Source organism: Mycobacterium sp. NGS41 (genome assembly GCF_059812725.1).
The window spans coordinates 20,612-37,204 of record NZ_JCALDF010000043.1; the positions used below are offsets into that span (position 1 = coordinate 20,612).

15 protein-coding genes are annotated in these 16,593 nt (G+C 66.7%); 11 read left to right on the forward strand and 4 right to left on the reverse strand.

From position 1 onward, the window contains the following. The first annotated feature begins 17 nt into the window (after positions 1-17). The 6 genes from AC5Y21_RS24215 to AC5Y21_RS24240 all read left to right on the forward strand — a co-directional run bounded on the left by AC5Y21_RS24215 (position 18) and on the right by AC5Y21_RS24240 (position 8,094). A complete protein-coding gene (locus tag AC5Y21_RS24215; protein ID WP_499916342.1) occupies positions 18-701 on the forward strand; it encodes a class III extradiol ring-cleavage dioxygenase family protein in 684 nt (227 codons plus the stop codon). Continuing rightward, positions 698-1,642, forward strand: coding sequence for a tRNA (adenosine(37)-N6)-dimethylallyltransferase MiaA (gene miaA / locus AC5Y21_RS24220; RefSeq protein WP_499916344.1), 945 nt, complete (start codon positions 698-700; stop codon positions 1,640-1,642). Before AC5Y21_RS24215 ends, miaA begins: the two co-directional genes overlap by 4 nt. Positions 1,643-1,646: 4 nt before the next feature. After that, a complete protein-coding gene (dapF, locus tag AC5Y21_RS24225; protein WP_499916346.1) occupies positions 1,647-2,552 on the forward strand; it encodes a diaminopimelate epimerase in 906 nt (301 codons plus the stop codon). Between the two features lie 49 nt (positions 2,553-2,601). After that, positions 2,602-4,044 (forward strand): GTPase HflX, encoded by a 1,443-nt coding sequence (gene hflX, locus AC5Y21_RS24230; protein WP_499916348.1) that lies wholly within the window; start codon positions 2,602-2,604, stop codon positions 4,042-4,044. Positions 4,045-4,155: 111 nt separating this feature from the next. Next, entirely contained in the window at positions 4,156-5,316 is a 1,161-nt protein-coding gene (locus AC5Y21_RS24235; protein WP_499916350.1) for an acyl-CoA dehydrogenase family protein, read from the forward strand. Positions 5,317-5,661: 345 nt separating this feature from the next. Further along, positions 5,662-8,094, forward strand: coding sequence for an LGFP repeat-containing protein (locus tag AC5Y21_RS24240; RefSeq protein WP_499916352.1), 2,433 nt, complete (start codon positions 5,662-5,664; stop codon positions 8,092-8,094). Positions 8,095-8,108: 14 nt separating this feature from the next. Here the strand turns inward: AC5Y21_RS24240 and lexA are convergent, their stop codons facing one another. After that, positions 8,109-8,804: a transcriptional repressor LexA gene (gene lexA, locus AC5Y21_RS24245; RefSeq protein WP_499916354.1), complete on the reverse strand. Its 696-nt coding sequence runs from the start codon at positions 8,802-8,804 to the stop codon at positions 8,109-8,111. Between the two features lie 292 nt (positions 8,805-9,096). On the opposite strand from lexA, the gene AC5Y21_RS24250 reads away from it, so the two are divergent. The 3 genes from AC5Y21_RS24250 (at position 9,097) to AC5Y21_RS24260 (ending at position 10,747) form a co-directional block, all read left to right on the forward strand. Further along, positions 9,097-9,591, forward strand: coding sequence for a LysM peptidoglycan-binding domain-containing protein (locus AC5Y21_RS24250; RefSeq protein ID WP_499916356.1), 495 nt, complete (start codon positions 9,097-9,099; stop codon positions 9,589-9,591). 163 nt (positions 9,592-9,754) lie between these two features. Further along, entirely contained in the window at positions 9,755-10,219 is a 465-nt protein-coding gene (nrdR, locus tag AC5Y21_RS24255; protein ID WP_499916377.1) for a transcriptional regulator NrdR, read from the forward strand. Positions 10,220-10,261: 42 nt separating this feature from the next. After that, a complete protein-coding gene (locus tag AC5Y21_RS24260; protein ID WP_499916358.1) occupies positions 10,262-10,747 on the forward strand; it encodes a peroxynitrite isomerase in 486 nt (161 codons plus the stop codon). 60 nt (positions 10,748-10,807) lie between these two features. On the opposite strand, the gene AC5Y21_RS24265 is transcribed toward AC5Y21_RS24260, so the two are convergent. Together AC5Y21_RS24265 and AC5Y21_RS24270 are read right to left on the reverse strand one after the other, a co-directional pair. Next, positions 10,808-11,851: an alpha/beta fold hydrolase gene (locus AC5Y21_RS24265; RefSeq protein WP_499916360.1), complete on the reverse strand. Its 1,044-nt coding sequence runs from the start codon at positions 11,849-11,851 to the stop codon at positions 10,808-10,810. A 194-nt stretch (positions 11,852-12,045) separates the two neighbouring features. Beyond that, positions 12,046-13,023, reverse strand: a complete 978-nt coding sequence (locus AC5Y21_RS24270; protein ID WP_499916362.1) for a proteasome assembly chaperone family protein — start codon at positions 13,021-13,023, stop codon at positions 12,046-12,048. 191 nt (positions 13,024-13,214) lie between these two features. Between AC5Y21_RS24270 and AC5Y21_RS24275 the strand changes: the two genes are divergently transcribed. Beyond that, positions 13,215-13,961, forward strand: a complete 747-nt coding sequence (locus AC5Y21_RS24275) for a trypsin-like serine peptidase (protein WP_499916365.1) — start codon at positions 13,215-13,217, stop codon at positions 13,959-13,961. Position 13,962: 1 nt separating this feature from the next. Here AC5Y21_RS24275 and sthA read toward each other — a convergent pair whose 3' ends face one another. Continuing rightward, positions 13,963-15,369 (reverse strand): Si-specific NAD(P)(+) transhydrogenase, encoded by a 1,407-nt coding sequence (sthA, locus tag AC5Y21_RS24280; protein WP_499916379.1) that lies wholly within the window; start codon positions 15,367-15,369, stop codon positions 13,963-13,965. 112 nt (positions 15,370-15,481) lie between these two features. Between sthA and AC5Y21_RS24285 the strand changes: the two genes are divergently transcribed. Beyond that, positions 15,482-16,540 (forward strand): DUF4192 domain-containing protein, encoded by a 1,059-nt coding sequence (locus tag AC5Y21_RS24285; RefSeq protein ID WP_499916367.1) that lies wholly within the window; start codon positions 15,482-15,484, stop codon positions 16,538-16,540. The last annotated feature ends 53 nt before the right edge of the window (positions 16,541-16,593 follow it).

Consider the following 16,593-nt stretch of genomic DNA (forward strand, 5'->3'; position numbering starts at 1 on the left):
GACGTTAGTTTGGTGACGTGCTGAGCGCCATCGCGATCGTTCCGTGCGCGCCGGTGCTAGTTCCCGAACTCGCCGGCGCCGCCACCGCCGAGCTGGCCGACCTGACGGCCGCGGTGATCGCGGCGGCCAGTGTGTTGCCGTCCCGCTGGATCGTGATGGGAACCGGCCGCGGAGACGAGGTGCTGGGCCCCGACTGTGCCGGCACCTTCGCGGGGTTCGGCGTGGACGTTCGGGTGCGCCTGTCGCCGGGTGCCGGCGAGCCGGCTGAGCTACCCCTGTGCGCGCTGTTGGGCGCCTGGGTGCGAGGTCAGGCCCGGCCCGAGGCCAGCGCCCACGCCCGCGTCTACCGCAGCGACCACGACGTCGATGCCGCGCTGGCCTTCGGTAGGCGGCTGCGTGCCGAGCTCGACCAGTCGAGCGATCCGATTGGTGTGCTGATCGTGGCCGACGGAGCCAACACCCTGAGCCCCGCCGCTCCCGGCGGCTACCACCCCGGCAATGCCGACGCGCAGCTGGCCCTCGACGACGCGCTGGCCAGCGGTGACGTCGGGGCCTTGACCCGACTGCCCGGCCAGATTCTGGACAGGGTGGCGTTTCAGGTGCTGGCGGGCCTGACCGAGTCCGGCCCGCGAACCGCCAAGGAGCTTTACCGTGGAGCGCCCTACGGGGTGGGCTACTTCGCGGGTGTTTGGCAGCCGTGAAACCGCTTGCGATCGTCGGCCCGACGGGCACCGGCAAATCACAGCTGGCGCTCGACGTCGCCGAGCGGCTGGGCCAGGCCGGCAGCCGCGCCGAAATTGTCAATGCCGACGCGATGCAGCTCTATCGCGGCATGGACATCGGCACCGCCAAGCTGCCGGTCGAGGAGCGTCGCGGGATCCCCCACCATCAGCTCGACGTCCTGGACGTCACCGAAACCGCCACCGTCGCCCGATATCAGCAGGCGGCCGCCGCCGATGTCGAGGCGATCGCGGCCAGGGGTGCGGTGCCGATCGTGGTGGGCGGCTCGATGCTCTACGTCCAGTCGCTGCTCGACGACTGGTCGTTTCCCGCCACCGATCCCGCCGTCCGGGTGCGCTGGGAGCGCAGGCTTGCCGAGGTCGGGGTGGGCAAGCTGCACGCCGAGCTGGCCAGCCGCGATCCGGCCGCGGCAGCGTCGATCCTGCCGACCGACGCGCGGCGCACGGTGCGGGCGCTCGAGGTGATGGAACTCACCGGCCGGCCGTTTGCCGCGTCCGCGCCACGCATCGGCGCTCCGCGGTGGGATACCGTCATCGTCGGATTGGACTGTGCGACATCGATTCTCGACGAAAGACTGGCCCGGCGCACCGACGTGATGTTCGAACGCGGCCTGGTCGAGGAGGTGCGTGCGCTGCTGCGCGTCGGCCTGCGCGACGGGGTCACCGCGTCGCGCGCGCTGGGCTACGCGCAGGTGATCGCAGCCTTGGACGATATCTCTGAAGCCGGCCTTGAAGAGCGATTGCGTGCCGCACAGCAGCAGACCTTCGTGGGCACTCGTCGTTACGTCCGACGTCAGCGATCCTGGTTCCGCCGCGACCACCGGATCCATTGGCTCGACGCGGCAGAAGGGTCCGACCGCATCGCCGAGGAGGCGTTGCGGTTGTGGCGGAACATATCCTGATCGCATGCGCTTCGCGAAGGGCCACGGCACCCAGAACGACTTCGTGCTGCTGCCCGACGTCGAAGCCGAGCTGGAGCTCACCGCTGCCCGGGTAGTTGCGCTGTGCGACCGGCGACGGGGACTGGGCGCCGACGGGGTGCTGCGGGTCACCACCGCGGGTGCGGCCCTGCGCGCCGGTTCGCTCGAGCGTCTGCCCGACGGCGTCAGCGCCTACGACTGGTACATGGACTACCGCAACGCCGACGGGTCGATCGCGCAAATGTGCGGCAACGGCGTGCGGGTTTTCGCTCACTACCTGCGCGCAGCCGGCTTGGAGCCGCGCGACGAGTTCGTCGTCGGGTCGCTGGCCGGCCCGCGGCTGGTCACCGTGCACCGCGTCGACGCGCTCAACGCCGATGTGACCGTCGACATGGGCAAGGCCAACCGGCTGAGCGCGGTCGAGGGTACTAAGGCTCTTGAGGCCCTTGACGCCGTCGTTGGTGGCAGACGGTTCACGGGCATGGCGGTCGACGTGGGCAACCCGCATCTGGCGTGCGTGGATCCGCAGCTGACTCCCGACGAGCTTGCGGCCCTGGATGTCGCGGCGCCCGTCAGCTTCGATACGGCTCAGTTTCCCGACGGTGTCAACGTCGAAGTCCTCACCGCGCCCGAGGCCGGAATGGTTCGGATGCGCGTGCACGAGCGCGGGGTGGGGGAAACCCGGTCGTGCGGCACGGGGACAGTCGCGGCCGCCGTCGCCGCGCTGGCCTTCACCGGCGCGGACACCGGGACGCTCACCGTGCGTGTGCCGGGCGGTGACGTCGTGGTCACCGTCACCAACGCCACCAGCTACCTGCGCGGCCCCTCGGTCCTGGTGGCCCACGGCGAACTCGCGGACAGTTGGTGGGCTTCGACGGGTGGGGCGGCCTGACCTTATTCAGATGCACGGCCACCGCGATCGTGCCACCATCGGAATTGGCATGACACATCCAGATTCGCCCGATGCGGGCTTTCCAGGCACCCGAGATGTCGCAGAACCGTCACCGAGCCTCGGTGAACTCGCCCTCGAAGACCGGTCGGCGCTACGCCGCGTCGTGGGGCTCTCCACCGAACTCGCCGACGTCTCCGAGGTCGAGTACCGCCAGCTGCGGCTGGAGCGGGTGGTGCTGGTTGGCGTGTGGACCGACGGAACTGCGGCTGACAACCAGGCCAGCCTGGCCGAGCTGGCAGCCCTGGCCGAAACCGCAGGCTCCCAGGTGCTCGAAGGGCTCATTCAGCGCCGCGACCGGCCCGATCCCTCGACGTACATCGGCTCGGGCAAGGCGCAGGAACTGCGCGAAGTGGTCGTGGCGACCGGCGCCGACACCGTCATCTGCGACGGTGAACTGTCCCCGGCCCAGCTGACGGCGCTGGAGAAGGCGGTGAAGGTCAAAGTCATCGACCGCACCGCGTTGATCCTCGACATTTTCGCCCAGCACGCCACCAGTAGGGAGGGCAAGGCGCAGGTGTCGCTGGCCCAGATGGAGTACATGCTGCCGCGGCTGCGCGGTTGGGGTGAATCGATGTCGCGGCAGGCCGGCGGCCGTGCCGGCGGCAGCGGCGGCGGCGTGGGCCTGCGCGGACCCGGTGAGACCAAGATCGAGACCGACCGGCGTCGCATCCGCGAGCGGATGGCCAAGCTGCGACGTGAGATCAAGGCGATGAAGCAGGCCCGCGACACTCAGCGCAGCCGCCGACTGGAAAGCGACATTCCGTCCATCGCCATCGTCGGCTACACCAACGCCGGCAAGTCGAGCCTGCTCAACGCGCTGACCGGGGCCGGGGTGCTGGTGGAGGACGCGCTGTTCGCCACGCTGGAGCCCACCACCCGGCGTGCGGTCTTCGACGACGGCAGGCCGATAGTGCTGACCGACACCGTCGGCTTTGTGCGCCATCTGCCCACCCAGTTGGTGGAGGCATTCCGCTCCACGCTGGAGGAGGTTGTCGACGCCGATCTGCTGGTGCACGTCGTCGACGGCTCCGACGTCAACCCGCTGGCCCAGATCAGCGCGGTCCGGCAAGTGATCTCCGAAGTGATTGCCGACCACGACGCGGGTATGCCGCCGGAGTTGCTGGTGGTGAACAAGACGGATATCGCGGGCGATCTGATGCTGGCCAGGCTGCGCCACGAACTGCCCGGAGCGGTGTTCGTCTCCGCCCGCACCGGCGACGGCATCGACGCGCTGCGGCGGCGGATGGCCGAGCTCGCGGTGCCCACCGACGCCGCCGTCGACGTGGTGATCCCGTACCACCGGGGTGACCTGGTGGCACGCCTGCACACCGACGGCCGGGTGCAGCAGGCGGAGCACAACCCCGAAGGCACCCGGATCCGGGCCCGGGTTCCAGTGGCACTGGCCGCCAGCCTGCGAGAGTTCTCGGTCTAAGCCGAAAGCGCGACACACACTCGGCCTGGCCAGCCGTCGACCAACCACCCGGTTGGTATATGTTGGGCAGCAGATATTGCTTCGTTTCGGACAGCCGGGAGGTCGTCACGCATGGGTAGTGCCGTCAAGTACCAGCGCACTCTCTTCGAACCCGAGCACGATTTGTTCCGCGAGTCCTACCGGGCCTTCCTGGATCGCCACGTCGCGCCGTATCACGAGGAATGGGAGAAGGCCAAGATCGTCGACCGCGGCGTCTGGCTCGAGGCCGGCAAACAGGGCTTTCTGGGGATGGCGGTGCCCGAGGAGTACGGCGGCGGCGGCAACGCCGACTTCCGGTACAACACGATCATCACCGAGGAAACCACCATCGGCCGCTACAGCGGGATCGGGTTCGGCCTGCACAACGACATCGTGGCGCCCTATCTCCTGGCGTTGGCCACCGAAGAGCAGAAGCAGCGCTGGTTGCCGAAATTCTGCACCGGGGAGCTGATCACCGCGATCGCGATGACCGAGCCGGGTACCGGCAGCGACCTGCAGGGCATCAAGACCCGGGCGGTCAAGGACGGCGATCACTACATTCTGAACGGGTCAAAGACGTTCATCACCAATGGGATCAACTCCGACCTGGTGATCGTGGTGGCCCAGACCGATCCCGAAAAAGGCGCGCAAGGGTTCAGTCTGCTGGTCGTCGAGCGCGGCATGGACGGCTTCGAACGCGGCCGCCACTTGGACAAGATCGGGCTGGACGCCCAGGACACCGCGGAACTGTCGTTCACCGATGTGAGGGTTCCGGCTGAGAACCTGCTCGGCGAGGAGGGCAAGGGCTTCATCTACCTGATGCAGAACCTGCCGCAGGAACGGATCAACATCGCCATCATGGCCGCCGCGGCCATGGAGGCCGTGCTCGAGCAGACCCTGCAGTACACCAGAGAACGCAAAGCATTTGGCAAGCCGATCGGTAATTTCCAGAACAGCCGTTTTGTGCTGGCCGAACTGGCGACCGAGGCCACGGTGGTGCGCATCATGGTCGACCAGTTCCTCGCGCTGCACCTGGAGGGCAAGCTGACGGCGGAACAAGCCGCGATGGCCAAGTGGTACTCCACCGAAAAGCAGGTGCACCTGATCGATCGCTGCCTGCAGTTGCACGGCGGATACGGCTACATGCGCGAATACACCGTCGCGCGCGCCTATCTCGATGCCCGGGTGCAGACGATCTACGGCGGTACGACGGAGATCATGAAAGAGATCATCGGTCGTAGCCTGAGTACGTAAGGGCGTTTAATACTGACGAAAAGGGTCCACACCGTCAGGGCGATCAGCACGTCACGTAACGTCGGCGCTTGTGTATTCGCGTACCAAGTTGGCGGCGGGGGTCCCGGCAAGCCCGGCAAACACCCAGGTCAGCTCTGTTTGCTCGGGGCAGCGGACGTCGCGAATCGGCAGTGAAATGGCATCATTTCGACATCGGCGGGGTATCTGTTTCCGAAATATCCCTGATTTGTCTTCGCAATTGTCATTCGCTCTAGCAAAGTTATGCGAGCCCGGCGACAACAACGAGCGTCAATGGGGGGCGGGCATAGCCACAGATGAGGGCATATCCGTCGGCTGGGAGGCTTGGTGAACGGGCAGAGAGGTCAATTGGGCAGGCTGGTCGGTCGGGCGCTGGTCGCCTTGGCGGCGACGGTGATGACCGCGGCGTTGCTGACGCCCGTCGCGATGGCTTCTCCCATCGGCGACGCCGAGAGCGCCATGATGGCGGCGTGGGACAAGGCCGGTGGCGACTCGTCGCCGCTGGGCGCGCGGAAAGGCGACGTCTATCCGGCCGGCGACGGATTCGCCCTCGACTTCGCCAGCGGCAAGATGTACTTCACTCCCGACACCGGAGCCAAATTCGTGTACGGGCCGATTCTGGACAAGTACGACTCATTGGGCGGTCCGGTCGGCAGCGACCTGGGATTTCCGACCATCAACGAAGTTGCCGGGCTGGCCGGACCCGACAGCCGGGTGGCCACCTTCTCGGCCAGCGACAAACCGGTCATCTACTGGACGCCCGACCATGGTGCGCACGTTGTGCGTGGCCCGCTGAATGCCGCCTGGGACAAACTCGGCAGCTCGGGCGGGGTGCTGGGCGTCCCGGCAGGGGATGAAACCTACGACGGCGACGTCACGTCGCAGAAGTTCAGCGGCGGCGCCATCTCCTGGAACAGGAATACCAAGCAGTTCACCACCGAGCCGGCGACATTGGGCGACCAGCTGAAGGACTTGAAGGTCGAGACCGATCCCGCTGCCGTGATCAACATGGCCTGGCGCGCGGCGGGCGGCGCCGCCGGTCCGTTGGGCGCCAAGAAGAGCGGCCGGTATCCCATCGGCGGCGATGGGCTCGCTCAGGACTTCGCCGGCGGCAGGGTGTATTTCAGCCCCGCGACCGGCGCGAATGCCGTCGAGAGCGACATCCTGGCGAAGTACGAGTCACTGGGCGGGCCGGTCGGCAGCGAGCTGGGCTTTCCCGTCGCCAACGAGTCTGACGGCGGCCTGCCGCCCTCGAGCCGGATCGCCGTGTTCTCCGGACCCGACAAGCCGGTGATTTTCTGGACGCCTGACCACGGCGCGTACGTCGTGCGCGGAGCCATGAAAGCCGCCTGGGACAAGCTCAAAGGCCCCACCGGCAAGCTCGGAGCGCCGGTTGGCGATCAGGCCCTGGACGGCGACGTCGTCTCTCAGAAGTTCACCGGCGGACAGATCTCGTGGAACCGCGCGACCAACACGTTCACCACTGATCCGGCCAACCTGGCGCCATTGCTCGCCGGTCTGCAGGTGCCGGGCCAGAGCCAGCCGAGTGAGTCGGCGATGCCCCCGCATGCCAAGAAGTTCGCCTGGCAATGGTGGTATCTGATCGCGATCGTCGCCCTATTGATGTTGCTGCTGTCGCTGGTATTGGTGCTGAACGGATGGCGCCGGCGCCGGCGCGCCCGCGATACCGCCTTCGGCTACGACGCCGCACCCTACGAGCCTGACAATGGCCTGGACGCCGGCTATGACGGCACGGCTGCCGAGCCGTGGGCCCACGAAGACGCCGAATTCGCCTCCCCGCACCACCCGCTGTCCGACGTGCACCCGTCGGAGCGACGGGCGCCGGACGACGAGTCCCCACCGCGGATCAGCTGGCCCCGTTCCGCGGCTGCGGCAATGGCGTCCGAAGATGAGTCGCCCGTCGAGGCACCCGGTCATGATGTGCTCTCCGGATCCGAAGCAGAATCTCGGAAAGACGACTTTGTGGACGTCGGGTTTGAAGAAGAGCAAGGGGAAAATCCCGACGACGTCGACACCACTTCCATACCCGTCCTGACCGAGGCCGGCTACCCGGATTCCGGCATCTCGACCGAAAGCCGTTCTGCGGATGAGGTTGCTGTCGACACCGGCATTCCCGAGGACTCATTTGACGGAGCTCCTGCCGAAGCTGGCTACGGCGACGACGTTTTCGCCGAGCAGCCAGCCGAAGCCGGCTATGGCGACGACGTTTTCGCCGAACCCCCAGCCGAAGCCGGTTATAGCGACGACGTTTTCGTCGAACCCCCAGCCGAGGCTGGTTATGGCAATGACGTTTTCGCCGAGGCTCCCCCCGAGGGCGGCTATGCCGAGGAGGTCTTTGCCGAGGACCGGCATGCGGAAACCGCATTTCCCCAAGCCCCCGAAACCTCCGAGGCCGCTGGTTCGGCTCTCCAGCCCAGCACCGGCCGGCACGCGGCCATCGACACTTCGCACGATGCCGTCGAACAGGGAGAGGCAGCCGAAGTCATCCCGGAAGCGGCACCGGCCGCTACCGAAGGGGCCGGCCCGGTTGCGGCAGGGAGAGCGCAGCCTGCGCGCCCGATGATCCACTTGCCGCTGGACGACCCGTACCAGGCGCCGGACGGATATCCCATCAAAGGCAATGCGAGTTTCGGCCTGTACTACACGCCCAACAGCGCGCTGTACGAGGACACACTGGCCGAAATCTGGCTAGCCAGTGAGGAAGTCGCAGAAGCCAACGGCTTCACCAAGGCCGACTAGAGCCCCGCTGGAAGCTATACCTTGCGGATCACCGTAACGACCTTGCCCAGCACGGTCGCGTCGTTGCCGGGGATGGGATCGAACGCCGGGTTGTGCGGCATCAGCCATACCTGACCGCCCGCGCGCTTGAACGTCTTGACCGTGGCTTCGCCGTCGATCATGGCTGCGACGATGTCGCCGTTGTCGGCGACATGCTGCTGGCGGACCACTACCCAGTCGCCGTCGCAGATCGCGGCCTCGACCATCGAGTCGCCGACCACCTTGAGCAGGAAGAGCGTGCCCTCGCCGACAAGCTCACGTGGCAGCGGGAAGACGTCCTCAACCGCTTCCTCGGCCAGAATTGGTCCACCCGCGGCGATGCGCCCGAGGACGGGGACGAAAGTGGGCTCCGGCAGAGCGTCGGAGCCGGCGACGTCCGTGACCCGCGTCGCCGTGGCGTCGTCGGCGCCGCGGACATCGACGGCCCGGGGGCGGTTCGGATCTCGGCGCAGATAGCCCTTGCGCTCCAGCGTCCGCAGTTGGTGAGCTACCGACGATGTCGATGTCAAGCCGACGGCATCGCCGATTTCCCGGATGCTCGGGGGATATCCGCGGGTGGTGACCGACGCGCGGATCACTTCCAGAATCGTGCGCTGTCGCTCGGTAAGCCCGGAGCTCACTGAATGGACGCGGCCGTCCGCGCCGCCCGAAGTGTCGTTGCTGTCACTCATGGCTCTGAATGTAGCCGCACGGACCGACAGAATCAAACATGTGTTCGACCGGTGTGTCGCGACGGCGATATTGGGCCCAGCACGTCCTAGAGCTGCTGAATAACAAGCGTGTAACTCTTCGGCAGATCGGGTACCCGGACGTCATGGCAGCGATTGCGACCGACGAACTTGTCGGTGGGGCGGTCTAGCGTTTTGCTCGTTCGACACGCTTCGCTCAAATGTTCGGCTATCGAACACACGAGCGACTATAGTCGAACACACGAGCGAGGATCAGTTGACCGGAGGAACGCACATGACAACCATCCACACAATCTCGATCTCGCCGCGTACCGGCAGAACCGACCGGGCGCGGCGCCCGGTTCAGGGAGCTCCGTACGGACGGCCGGCTCGATCTTTCGGTCCCGGCCCGACGAGGCCGGCGGGTGCGCCGACGCGCTACCGCGGGACCGGCGTGGCGATGTCCGTCGCCCCTCATCGCCGGCGTCCCGTCACGGTCGCGACGACGGTGGGGCTGGCACTGCTGGCCGGCATCATCACCCTCTGGCTGGGCCTGATCGCCCACTTCGGGCAGATGGCCAACGGCGACTCCGCCGGCCCGGCTGCTTCTCACGTGCCTGACAGGCTTGCCGTGGTTCGGGTGGAGGCCGGGGAGTCGCTGCAGGACGTGGCGGCGCGGGTGGCGCCGGACGCGCCGGTCCGCCAGGTTGCCGACCGCATCCGCGAACTCAACGACCTGAATTCGCCGACGGTGGTCGCAGGCCAGACCCTGATCGCACCCGTCGGCTGACGGCAGCGCGGTGCACTGCGAAAACCGCTCGCTGGCGCGGGCGCGCGGCGGGCGTGGCGGTGAACGCGGATGGATGGCGGAAGCGTTCGCTCCGCCGGGCAGCGCACAGGTACTCTCGGAGTCGTCTGCGATACCGGGATGTCCGCACGGCAAAGGAGCGGCGATGCACTGTCCGTTCTGCCGGCATCCGGACTCCCGGGTGATCGATTCGCGGGAAACCGATGAAGGCCAGGCCATTCGGCGCCGCCGGTCATGCCCCGAGTGCGGACGACGATTCAGCACGGTCGAAACCGCGGTGCTGGCCGTGGTCAAGCGCAGCGGCGTCACCGAGCCGTTCAGCAGGGAGAAGGTGATCAGCGGTGTGCGCCGTGCATGCCAGGGTCGCCAGGTAGACGACGACGCATTGAATCTGTTGGCCCAGCAGGTGGAGGACACCGTGCGTGCGGCCGGATCGCCGGAGGTCCCGAGCCACGAGGTCGGCCTGGCGATCCTTGGGCCGTTGCGCGAACTCGACGAGGTTGCCTACCTGCGGTTCGCGTCGGTGTACCGGTCCTTTTCATCAGCGGACGATTTCGAGCGCGAGATCGAGGTGCTTCGGGCGCACCGCAAGGTATCAACACCGAATTGACGCAGCGCCATAAGCGGACGGTCGCCGGACTACGCTGATTTCATGGCTTTCGACCTGCACCCGAACCTCGAAGCGCTCGAACCACTGCTCGGTACCTGGGCGGGTCGCGGCACGGGTAAATATCCGACGATCGAGCCGTTCGAGTACTTCGAAGAAGTTGTGTTCAGCCATGTCGGCAAACCGTTTTTGGCCTACTCGCAAAAGACCAAGGCGGTTGCCGACGGAAAGCCATTGCATGCCGAGACGGGGTTTCTGCGTGCTCCGCAACCCGGCCAGGTGGAGCTGGTTCTGGCCCACCCAAGCGGCATCACGGAGATCGAAGTGGGCAACTACTCAGTGAGCGGCGACCTCATCGAAATCGAGCTGATCACCTCGTCCGTCGGATTGACTCCAACCGCCAAAAACGTTAGCGCGCTGGGCCGTTCGTTCCGGATCGACCAAGACGAGCTTTCCTACACGGTGCGGATGGGCGCGGTCGGCCAACCGCTGCAGGATCACCTCGCCGCGGTGTTACGCCGCCAGCAGTGAACGGCATTGCAGCTCAATCCGCCTGTCTTACAACGTCCTACGGCCTGGTACCGAAGCTGATCAGGTAGCGCTGCGTTCGTCGGAATCGATGGCCTCCAGCACCGCGACCCGGGTCTCCGCCGGCCCGTGGACGGTTTTCGCGCCGCCGCCTCTGCTCAGCAGTGCGCGCAGCGCGGCCTGGTTGTATTCGGCGGGTTGAGTGCTGTCCATGAAGCGCTGGACGATGTCGATGAAGCGAGTCGGGTCGTCGTGGAAAGGGAAGTGTCCGGCGCCTTGGAAGATCTCCAGCAGTGAGCCCGGCATGGCGGCGTGCGCCATGCGCGCATGCTCGACCGGGACAACCGCATCCCTTGTGCCCCAGATGATCTGCACCGGGATGGCCTCGGTTAAATAACATCGGTCGAGCATGGTGACGATCTGCCCGCGCCAGTCCACCACGGCCCGCAAGGTTCGGCTGAATGCCGCTGATGCCGTCGGTTCCGGTAGGTCGTTCAGTACCCGCAGCATGTTCGGCAGATCGTGGCCCAGGGCGGTGGCTCCGATTGCCTTGCCGACGATCTTCCCGGCCAGCTGCACGGCCGGCAGCACCAGGGGTAGCCGCAGCAACGCCATCGCTTCGCTGCCCATCGGCAGCGAAGCCAATCGCAACACGAAGTTGACGTCTTTGGTGACGCCGCCGGCGCTGACCAGGATCAGTCGCTCGACCAGCTGGGGAAACTGGTAGGCGAATTGCATCGCCACCCCGCCGCCGAGCGAATGACCCACGATCGTCACCCGCTCGATGTCGAGCACGCTGAGCAGGTCGCGCATGCCGTTCGCGTACGCCGCAACCGAGTAGTCGGCGCGTGGCTTGTCCGACTTGCCGTGACCCAGCAGATCCGCGGCGATGACGGTGAAGCGCTGAGCGAGCTTGGCATGTACGCAGTCCCAGGTCGTGGAGTTGTCGCCAATGCCGTGGATCAACAGAATCGCGGGCCCTTCGCCGGCGATCCGGAACGCCCTCTTATAACCGTGGAGGGTGCGGAACTGCAGCGACGGTTGAACAGCTCCATTTGTACACAGCTTCAAGGGGCGTACCGACGCTCGCCTTTGAACGGTCACCATGGGTAGAACGTAGTTCACCTGGCCGTTGATTGCCTGTTGGGGCGGTGTTGCCTGATCCTGGCGAGGTTCAAGTCAGACCGGCCGGCTGACTACGAGTCCCTGAATAGAAGCCAGGTCACAACGGGAGTGTTACCTTTTCGCGCTGGCCAAGAGGGGCTGACCCTACGGCGACGCTGAGACATCCTCAGGGCGTCTCAGGTCGGGTCGTCGTCGTCGAACTTCTTCTCTGCCTGCTGAGCCAGGAACCGCTCGAACTCCGCACCAAGCTCGTCGCCGCTAGGCAGTTCCTCATCGCGCCTCAGCAGTGACCTGTTCGCCTGGGCATCGATGTAGGCATCGTACTGGCGCTCCAGCGCGGCCACCACTTGAGCGACCTCTGCGCTGGCCTCAACCTGCTCATCGATCTTGGCCCGGATGTCTGCCGCAGCTTCGGACAACGCCGTCAGGGGCAGCTCCAGCGACGCGGTCTTGGCCAGCTGCTCGAGCAGCGCCTGGGCCGCGGCCGGATAGTCGGTCTGGGTCAGGTAGTGCGGGACGTGCACGGTGAACCCGACGACCTCGTGGCCGTGCTGAGCCATCCGGTACTCGAGCAGGTTCGACGCACTGCCAGGGACCTGGATCTCGGAGATCCACGGCTGGAAGTCGGCGATCAGTTCCCCGTTGTTCGAGTGCGCGGTCATCGTGACGGGCCGGGTATGGGGGACCGCCATGGGGACGGTGCCCAGGCCGACGGTCTGCCGCACGCCGAGGCGCTCGGCCAGCAGCCGTACCGCGGTGATGAAACGCTCCCACTTCAGATCCGGCTCCATGCCGGCCAGCAGCAGAAACGGTGTGCCGGCGGTGTCGCGCAGCGCGTACAAGCTCAGCTCGGGATCTTCGTAGTGGGTGAAGTGGTCGGTCTTGAAGGTCATCAGCGGCCGCCGCGAGCGGTAGTCCAGCAGTTCGTCGATCGCAAAAGACGCGACCAGCTCGGTGTCCAGGGCCGCCTTGAGGTGGGCAGCCGCCAGCTTGATCGCGTGACCGGCGTCGGAGAAACCTTCCAGCGCGTGCACCAACACCGGGCCGCGGCCGTCGGACGCCGACAACTGCGGTGCCGGGAATTCCAGCTCGTACATGCCGGACTGCCCTGGCTGGTAGTACTGGTCGTCATCTCGCTCGTGATCGCGAGCCATCGGTGTTACCTCCCTCCCAGCTCTCCAGGGTGCCGTAACCAGTGTCCCTCACATCAAGCGGGCACCAGTAATTGAACAACGAACCCGAGTCGTCTCCACCGTCGAAACGCGATAGCGCCGCGATGTATTCGCCACCGACTCTTTCGTGTGGCAGCAATTTCCCCGAATCCGGGCGGGCATGATGGAGCGCGATGCGCGTGCCGACGCTACTGCTTTGCTCGCTAGTGAGCCTGACGACGTTGCTGGCGTCGTGCGGCCGCTTCGGGCACGGTCCGGCCGCGGGGGCCGTCGCTCCGGACATGCGGGTAGGGGCGATCTTCCTCGACGGTGGCAAGAAGCACGTCTGCACGGGGTCGGCGCTGCATTCCAGGAGCGGGAACCTCATGTTGACCGCTGCGCACTGCCTGCTGGGCGGCTTGCAGGCAACCTTTGGTCCGGGCTTCTCCAGTCACGCCACGACGGCCGACCTGTGGCGGGTCGACGATGTTTACCTCGATCCACGCTGGGTCGCCAAACGAGATCCGCGCGCCGACTATGCAATCGCGCGGGTCAGCAACCAGCACGCTAAGTCGCTGGAGGCACGCGCCGGCTCTGGACTGACGCTGGCCACCACGCCCGCCCCGGGGACCGTCGTCACCGTGACCGGCTATCCGGCCGGAGCAGGTGGCTCGCCGATCAGCTGTCAGGGCGCTACGGGGATGACCTCGAGCGGTTTTCCCTCGCTGGCGTGTGACGGGTTGGTCGGTGGCACCAGCGGCGCACCGTGGGTCAGCGGCACCACGGTGACCGGGGTGATCGGCGGCCTGGAAGGCGGCGGGTGCCGTGCGGACATGTCCTATTCGGCGCCGTTCGACGAGCACACCGCGCAACTACTGGCGCGCGCCGAGGCCGGCGGGCCCGGCGACAAGGCGCCGACCGACTACGACGACGGCTGCTAACTCAGCGGCGGAACTGGCTGAGCGCGCGCATCTTGTTCGTCACGTCCAGCGCGGCGACCTTGTAGGCCTCGGAGAACGTCGGATAGTTGAACACCGCGTCGACCAGGTAGTCCACGGTGCCGCCGCATCCCATCACCGCCTGCCCGATGTGCACCATCTCGGTGGCGCTGGTGCCGAAGATGTGCGCCCCGAGCAGCTTGCGGTCGTCGGTGGACACCAGCAGCTTGAGCATGCCGTAGGAGTCGCCGGCGATCTGGCCGCGGGCCAGTTCCCGATATCGGGCCACCCCCACCTCGTAGGGGACCGCGTCTTTGGTCAGTTCCACCTCGGTGGCTCCGACATAGGAGATCTCGGGGATCGAGTAGATGCCGATCGGCTGCAGTTCGGTGATGCCGTCCACTGGTTCGCCGAACGCGTGGTAGGCGGCCAGGCGTCCCTGTTCCATCGAGGTTGCGGCCAGCGCGGGGAACCCGATGACGTCGCCGACGGCGTAGATGTGGTCCACCTTGGTCTTGAATCGCTCGTCGACCCAGATCCGGCCGCGGCCCTCCACCTCCAGGCCCGCGTTGTGCAGGTCGAGATGGTCGGTCTGCCCCTGACGTCCCGCGGAGTACATCACCGTCTCGGCAGGAATCTGCTTGCCGCTGGCCAGGGTGGTGACCGTACCCGCGGCGCCGACGTCGACCGCGGTGACTTCCTCACCGAACCGGAAGGTCACCGCCAAGTCGCGCAGGTGGAATTTCAGCGCCTCGGTCACCTCGGGGTCGCAGAAGTCCAGCATGTTTTCGCGTTTCTCCACGACCGTCACCTTGGTGCCCAGCGCGGCGAACATGGACGCGTACTCGATGCCGATCACACCGGCACCCACTACGACCATCGACGACGGGAGTGACTTGAGATCGAGGATCCCGTCGGAGTCGAGCACCCTCTGCTCGTCGAACTCGACGCCGGACGGCCGCGCGGGCCGGGTTCCGGTGGCGATGACGATGTAGTCGCCGGTGACGGTGGTCATCTCTCGGCGGCCCGGGTCTTCGATACAGATGGTGTGCGGGTCGACGAACCGGCCGTGCCCGACCAGCAAATCGATCCGGTTGCGCATCAACTGATTTCGCACCACGTCGACTTCCTTGCCGATCACGTGCTGCGTGCGCCGCAGCAGGTCGGCCGGGGTGATCCGGTCTTTCACGCGGTAGCTCGCCCCGTAGAGCTCGCGTTGAGTCATGCCGGTGAGGTACAGCACGGCCTCGCGCAACGTCTTGGACGGGATGGTGCCCGTGTTGACGCAAACGCCGCCGAGCATTCGGCCACGTTCGATGATCGCGACGGACTTGCCCAATTTGGCCGCCGCGATGGCGGCCTTCTGCCCCCCGGGCCCCGAGCCGATGACGACGATGTCGTACTCCTGCATCGAATCCATGGATAGACGATAAGGCCCACAGTCGCGACTTTCTCCACAGACGGCTCGCTCAATCACGTCGCGCGACTGCAGTCTGACAGTGCGGATCGTCAGCGTTGGGCCCATGACGAAGCATCTACCTGACTTTGAACTGAACCGTCCCGCGGCGCTGATCGCAGCATTGCCGGCCGTCCTCGGCTTCGTGCCGGAGAAATCGCTGGTCCTGGTGTCGGTGGGCGATGGCGAACTGGGATCTGTGCTGCGGGTCGACCTCTCCGACGAGCTGGCCGGACGGGTTGAGCACCTCGCCGAGGTTGCCGCGGCGGCGGATCCCGAGGCGGCGATCGCGGTGATCGTCGACGCCGAGGGCGCGCAGTGTCCACGGTGCAACGAGGACTACCGGGAGCTGTGCGCGGACCTCACCGACGCCCTGTCGGAGCGCGGCGTGGTGCTGTGGGCGGTGCACGTGGTCGATCGGGTGGCCCGCGGCGGGCGATGGCACTGCGTGGACAACTGCGGCTCGGGTGGCGTGATCGACGACCCGTCGGCGTCGCCACTGGCCGCCGCGGCGGTGCTGGACGGCCGGCGGCTCTACCCGCGCCGCGCCGACCTGCAGGCCGTCATCGCGGTCGACGACCCAGCTCGCAGCGCCGACTTGGCGGAAGCGGTCGAACAACAGGCGGCCGCCCGCCAGGCCGCACATCGTGCGGATCCTGCGGCCCGCTGTCGCGGCGACGTGGAAAACGCAATGGCCGCCGCCACCCGGGTCGCCGGCGGCCAGCGGCTCTCCGACGCGGAGCTGGCTGAGCTGGGCTGCGCGCTGAGCGACGGGCGAGTGCGCGACACGCTGTATGCCCTCGCGGTCGGAGAGAACGCCGGGGAAGCCGAGACCCTATGGGCGGTGCTGGCCAGGACGCTGCCGCCGCCGTGGCGGGTTGAGGCGCTGGTGCTACTCGCCTTCAGCGCCTACGCGCGCGGCGACGGGCCGCTGGCCGGGGTGTCGCTGGAGGCCGCGCTGCGCTGCGACCCCAGCCATCGGGTGGCCGACATGCTGGACACGGCGTTGCAGTCCGGACTGCGGCCCGAGCAAATCCGTGAACTCGCGCTCACCGGTTATCGGCTTGCCAAACAACTTGGTGTGCGGCTGCCGCCGCGACGGGCATTCGGCCGACGCGCCGGCTAGCGCCATGTTGCGCGAGAAGACGCAAAAGCTCCCGAAACAGTGCTGTTTCGGGA

Bases quoted from the DNA above. Each gene is read 5' to 3' on its own strand.
- AC5Y21_RS24250 (WP_499916356.1), top strand. From the start codon at position 9,097: ATGACAACCATCCACACAATCTCGATCTCGCCGCGTACCGGCAGAACC.
- AC5Y21_RS24285 (WP_499916367.1), top strand. From the start codon at position 15,482: ATGACGAAGCATCTACCTGACTTTGAACTGAACCGTCCCGCGGCGCTG.
- dapF (WP_499916346.1), top strand. From the start codon at position 1,647: ATGCGCTTCGCGAAGGGCCACGGCACCCAGAACGACTTCGTGCTGCTG.
- hflX (WP_499916348.1), top strand. From the start codon at position 2,602: ATGACACATCCAGATTCGCCCGATGCGGGCTTTCCAGGCACCCGAGAT.
- AC5Y21_RS24235 (WP_499916350.1), top strand. From the start codon at position 4,156: ATGGGTAGTGCCGTCAAGTACCAGCGCACTCTCTTCGAACCCGAGCAC.
- sthA (WP_499916379.1), bottom strand. From the start codon at position 15,369: ATGCAGGAGTACGACATCGTCGTCATCGGCTCGGGGCCCGGGGGGCAG.
- AC5Y21_RS24260 (WP_499916358.1), top strand. From the start codon at position 10,262: ATGGCTTTCGACCTGCACCCGAACCTCGAAGCGCTCGAACCACTGCTC.
- AC5Y21_RS24270 (WP_499916362.1), bottom strand. From the start codon at position 13,023: ATGGCTCGCGATCACGAGCGAGATGACGACCAGTACTACCAGCCAGGG.
- nrdR (WP_499916377.1), top strand. From the start codon at position 9,755: ATGCACTGTCCGTTCTGCCGGCATCCGGACTCCCGGGTGATCGATTCG.
- lexA (WP_499916354.1), bottom strand. From the start codon at position 8,804: ATGAGTGACAGCAACGACACTTCGGGCGGCGCGGACGGCCGCGTCCAT.
- AC5Y21_RS24275 (WP_499916365.1), top strand. From the start codon at position 13,215: ATGCGCGTGCCGACGCTACTGCTTTGCTCGCTAGTGAGCCTGACGACG.
- AC5Y21_RS24265 (WP_499916360.1), bottom strand. From the start codon at position 11,851: ATGGTGACCGTTCAAAGGCGAGCGTCGGTACGCCCCTTGAAGCTGTGT.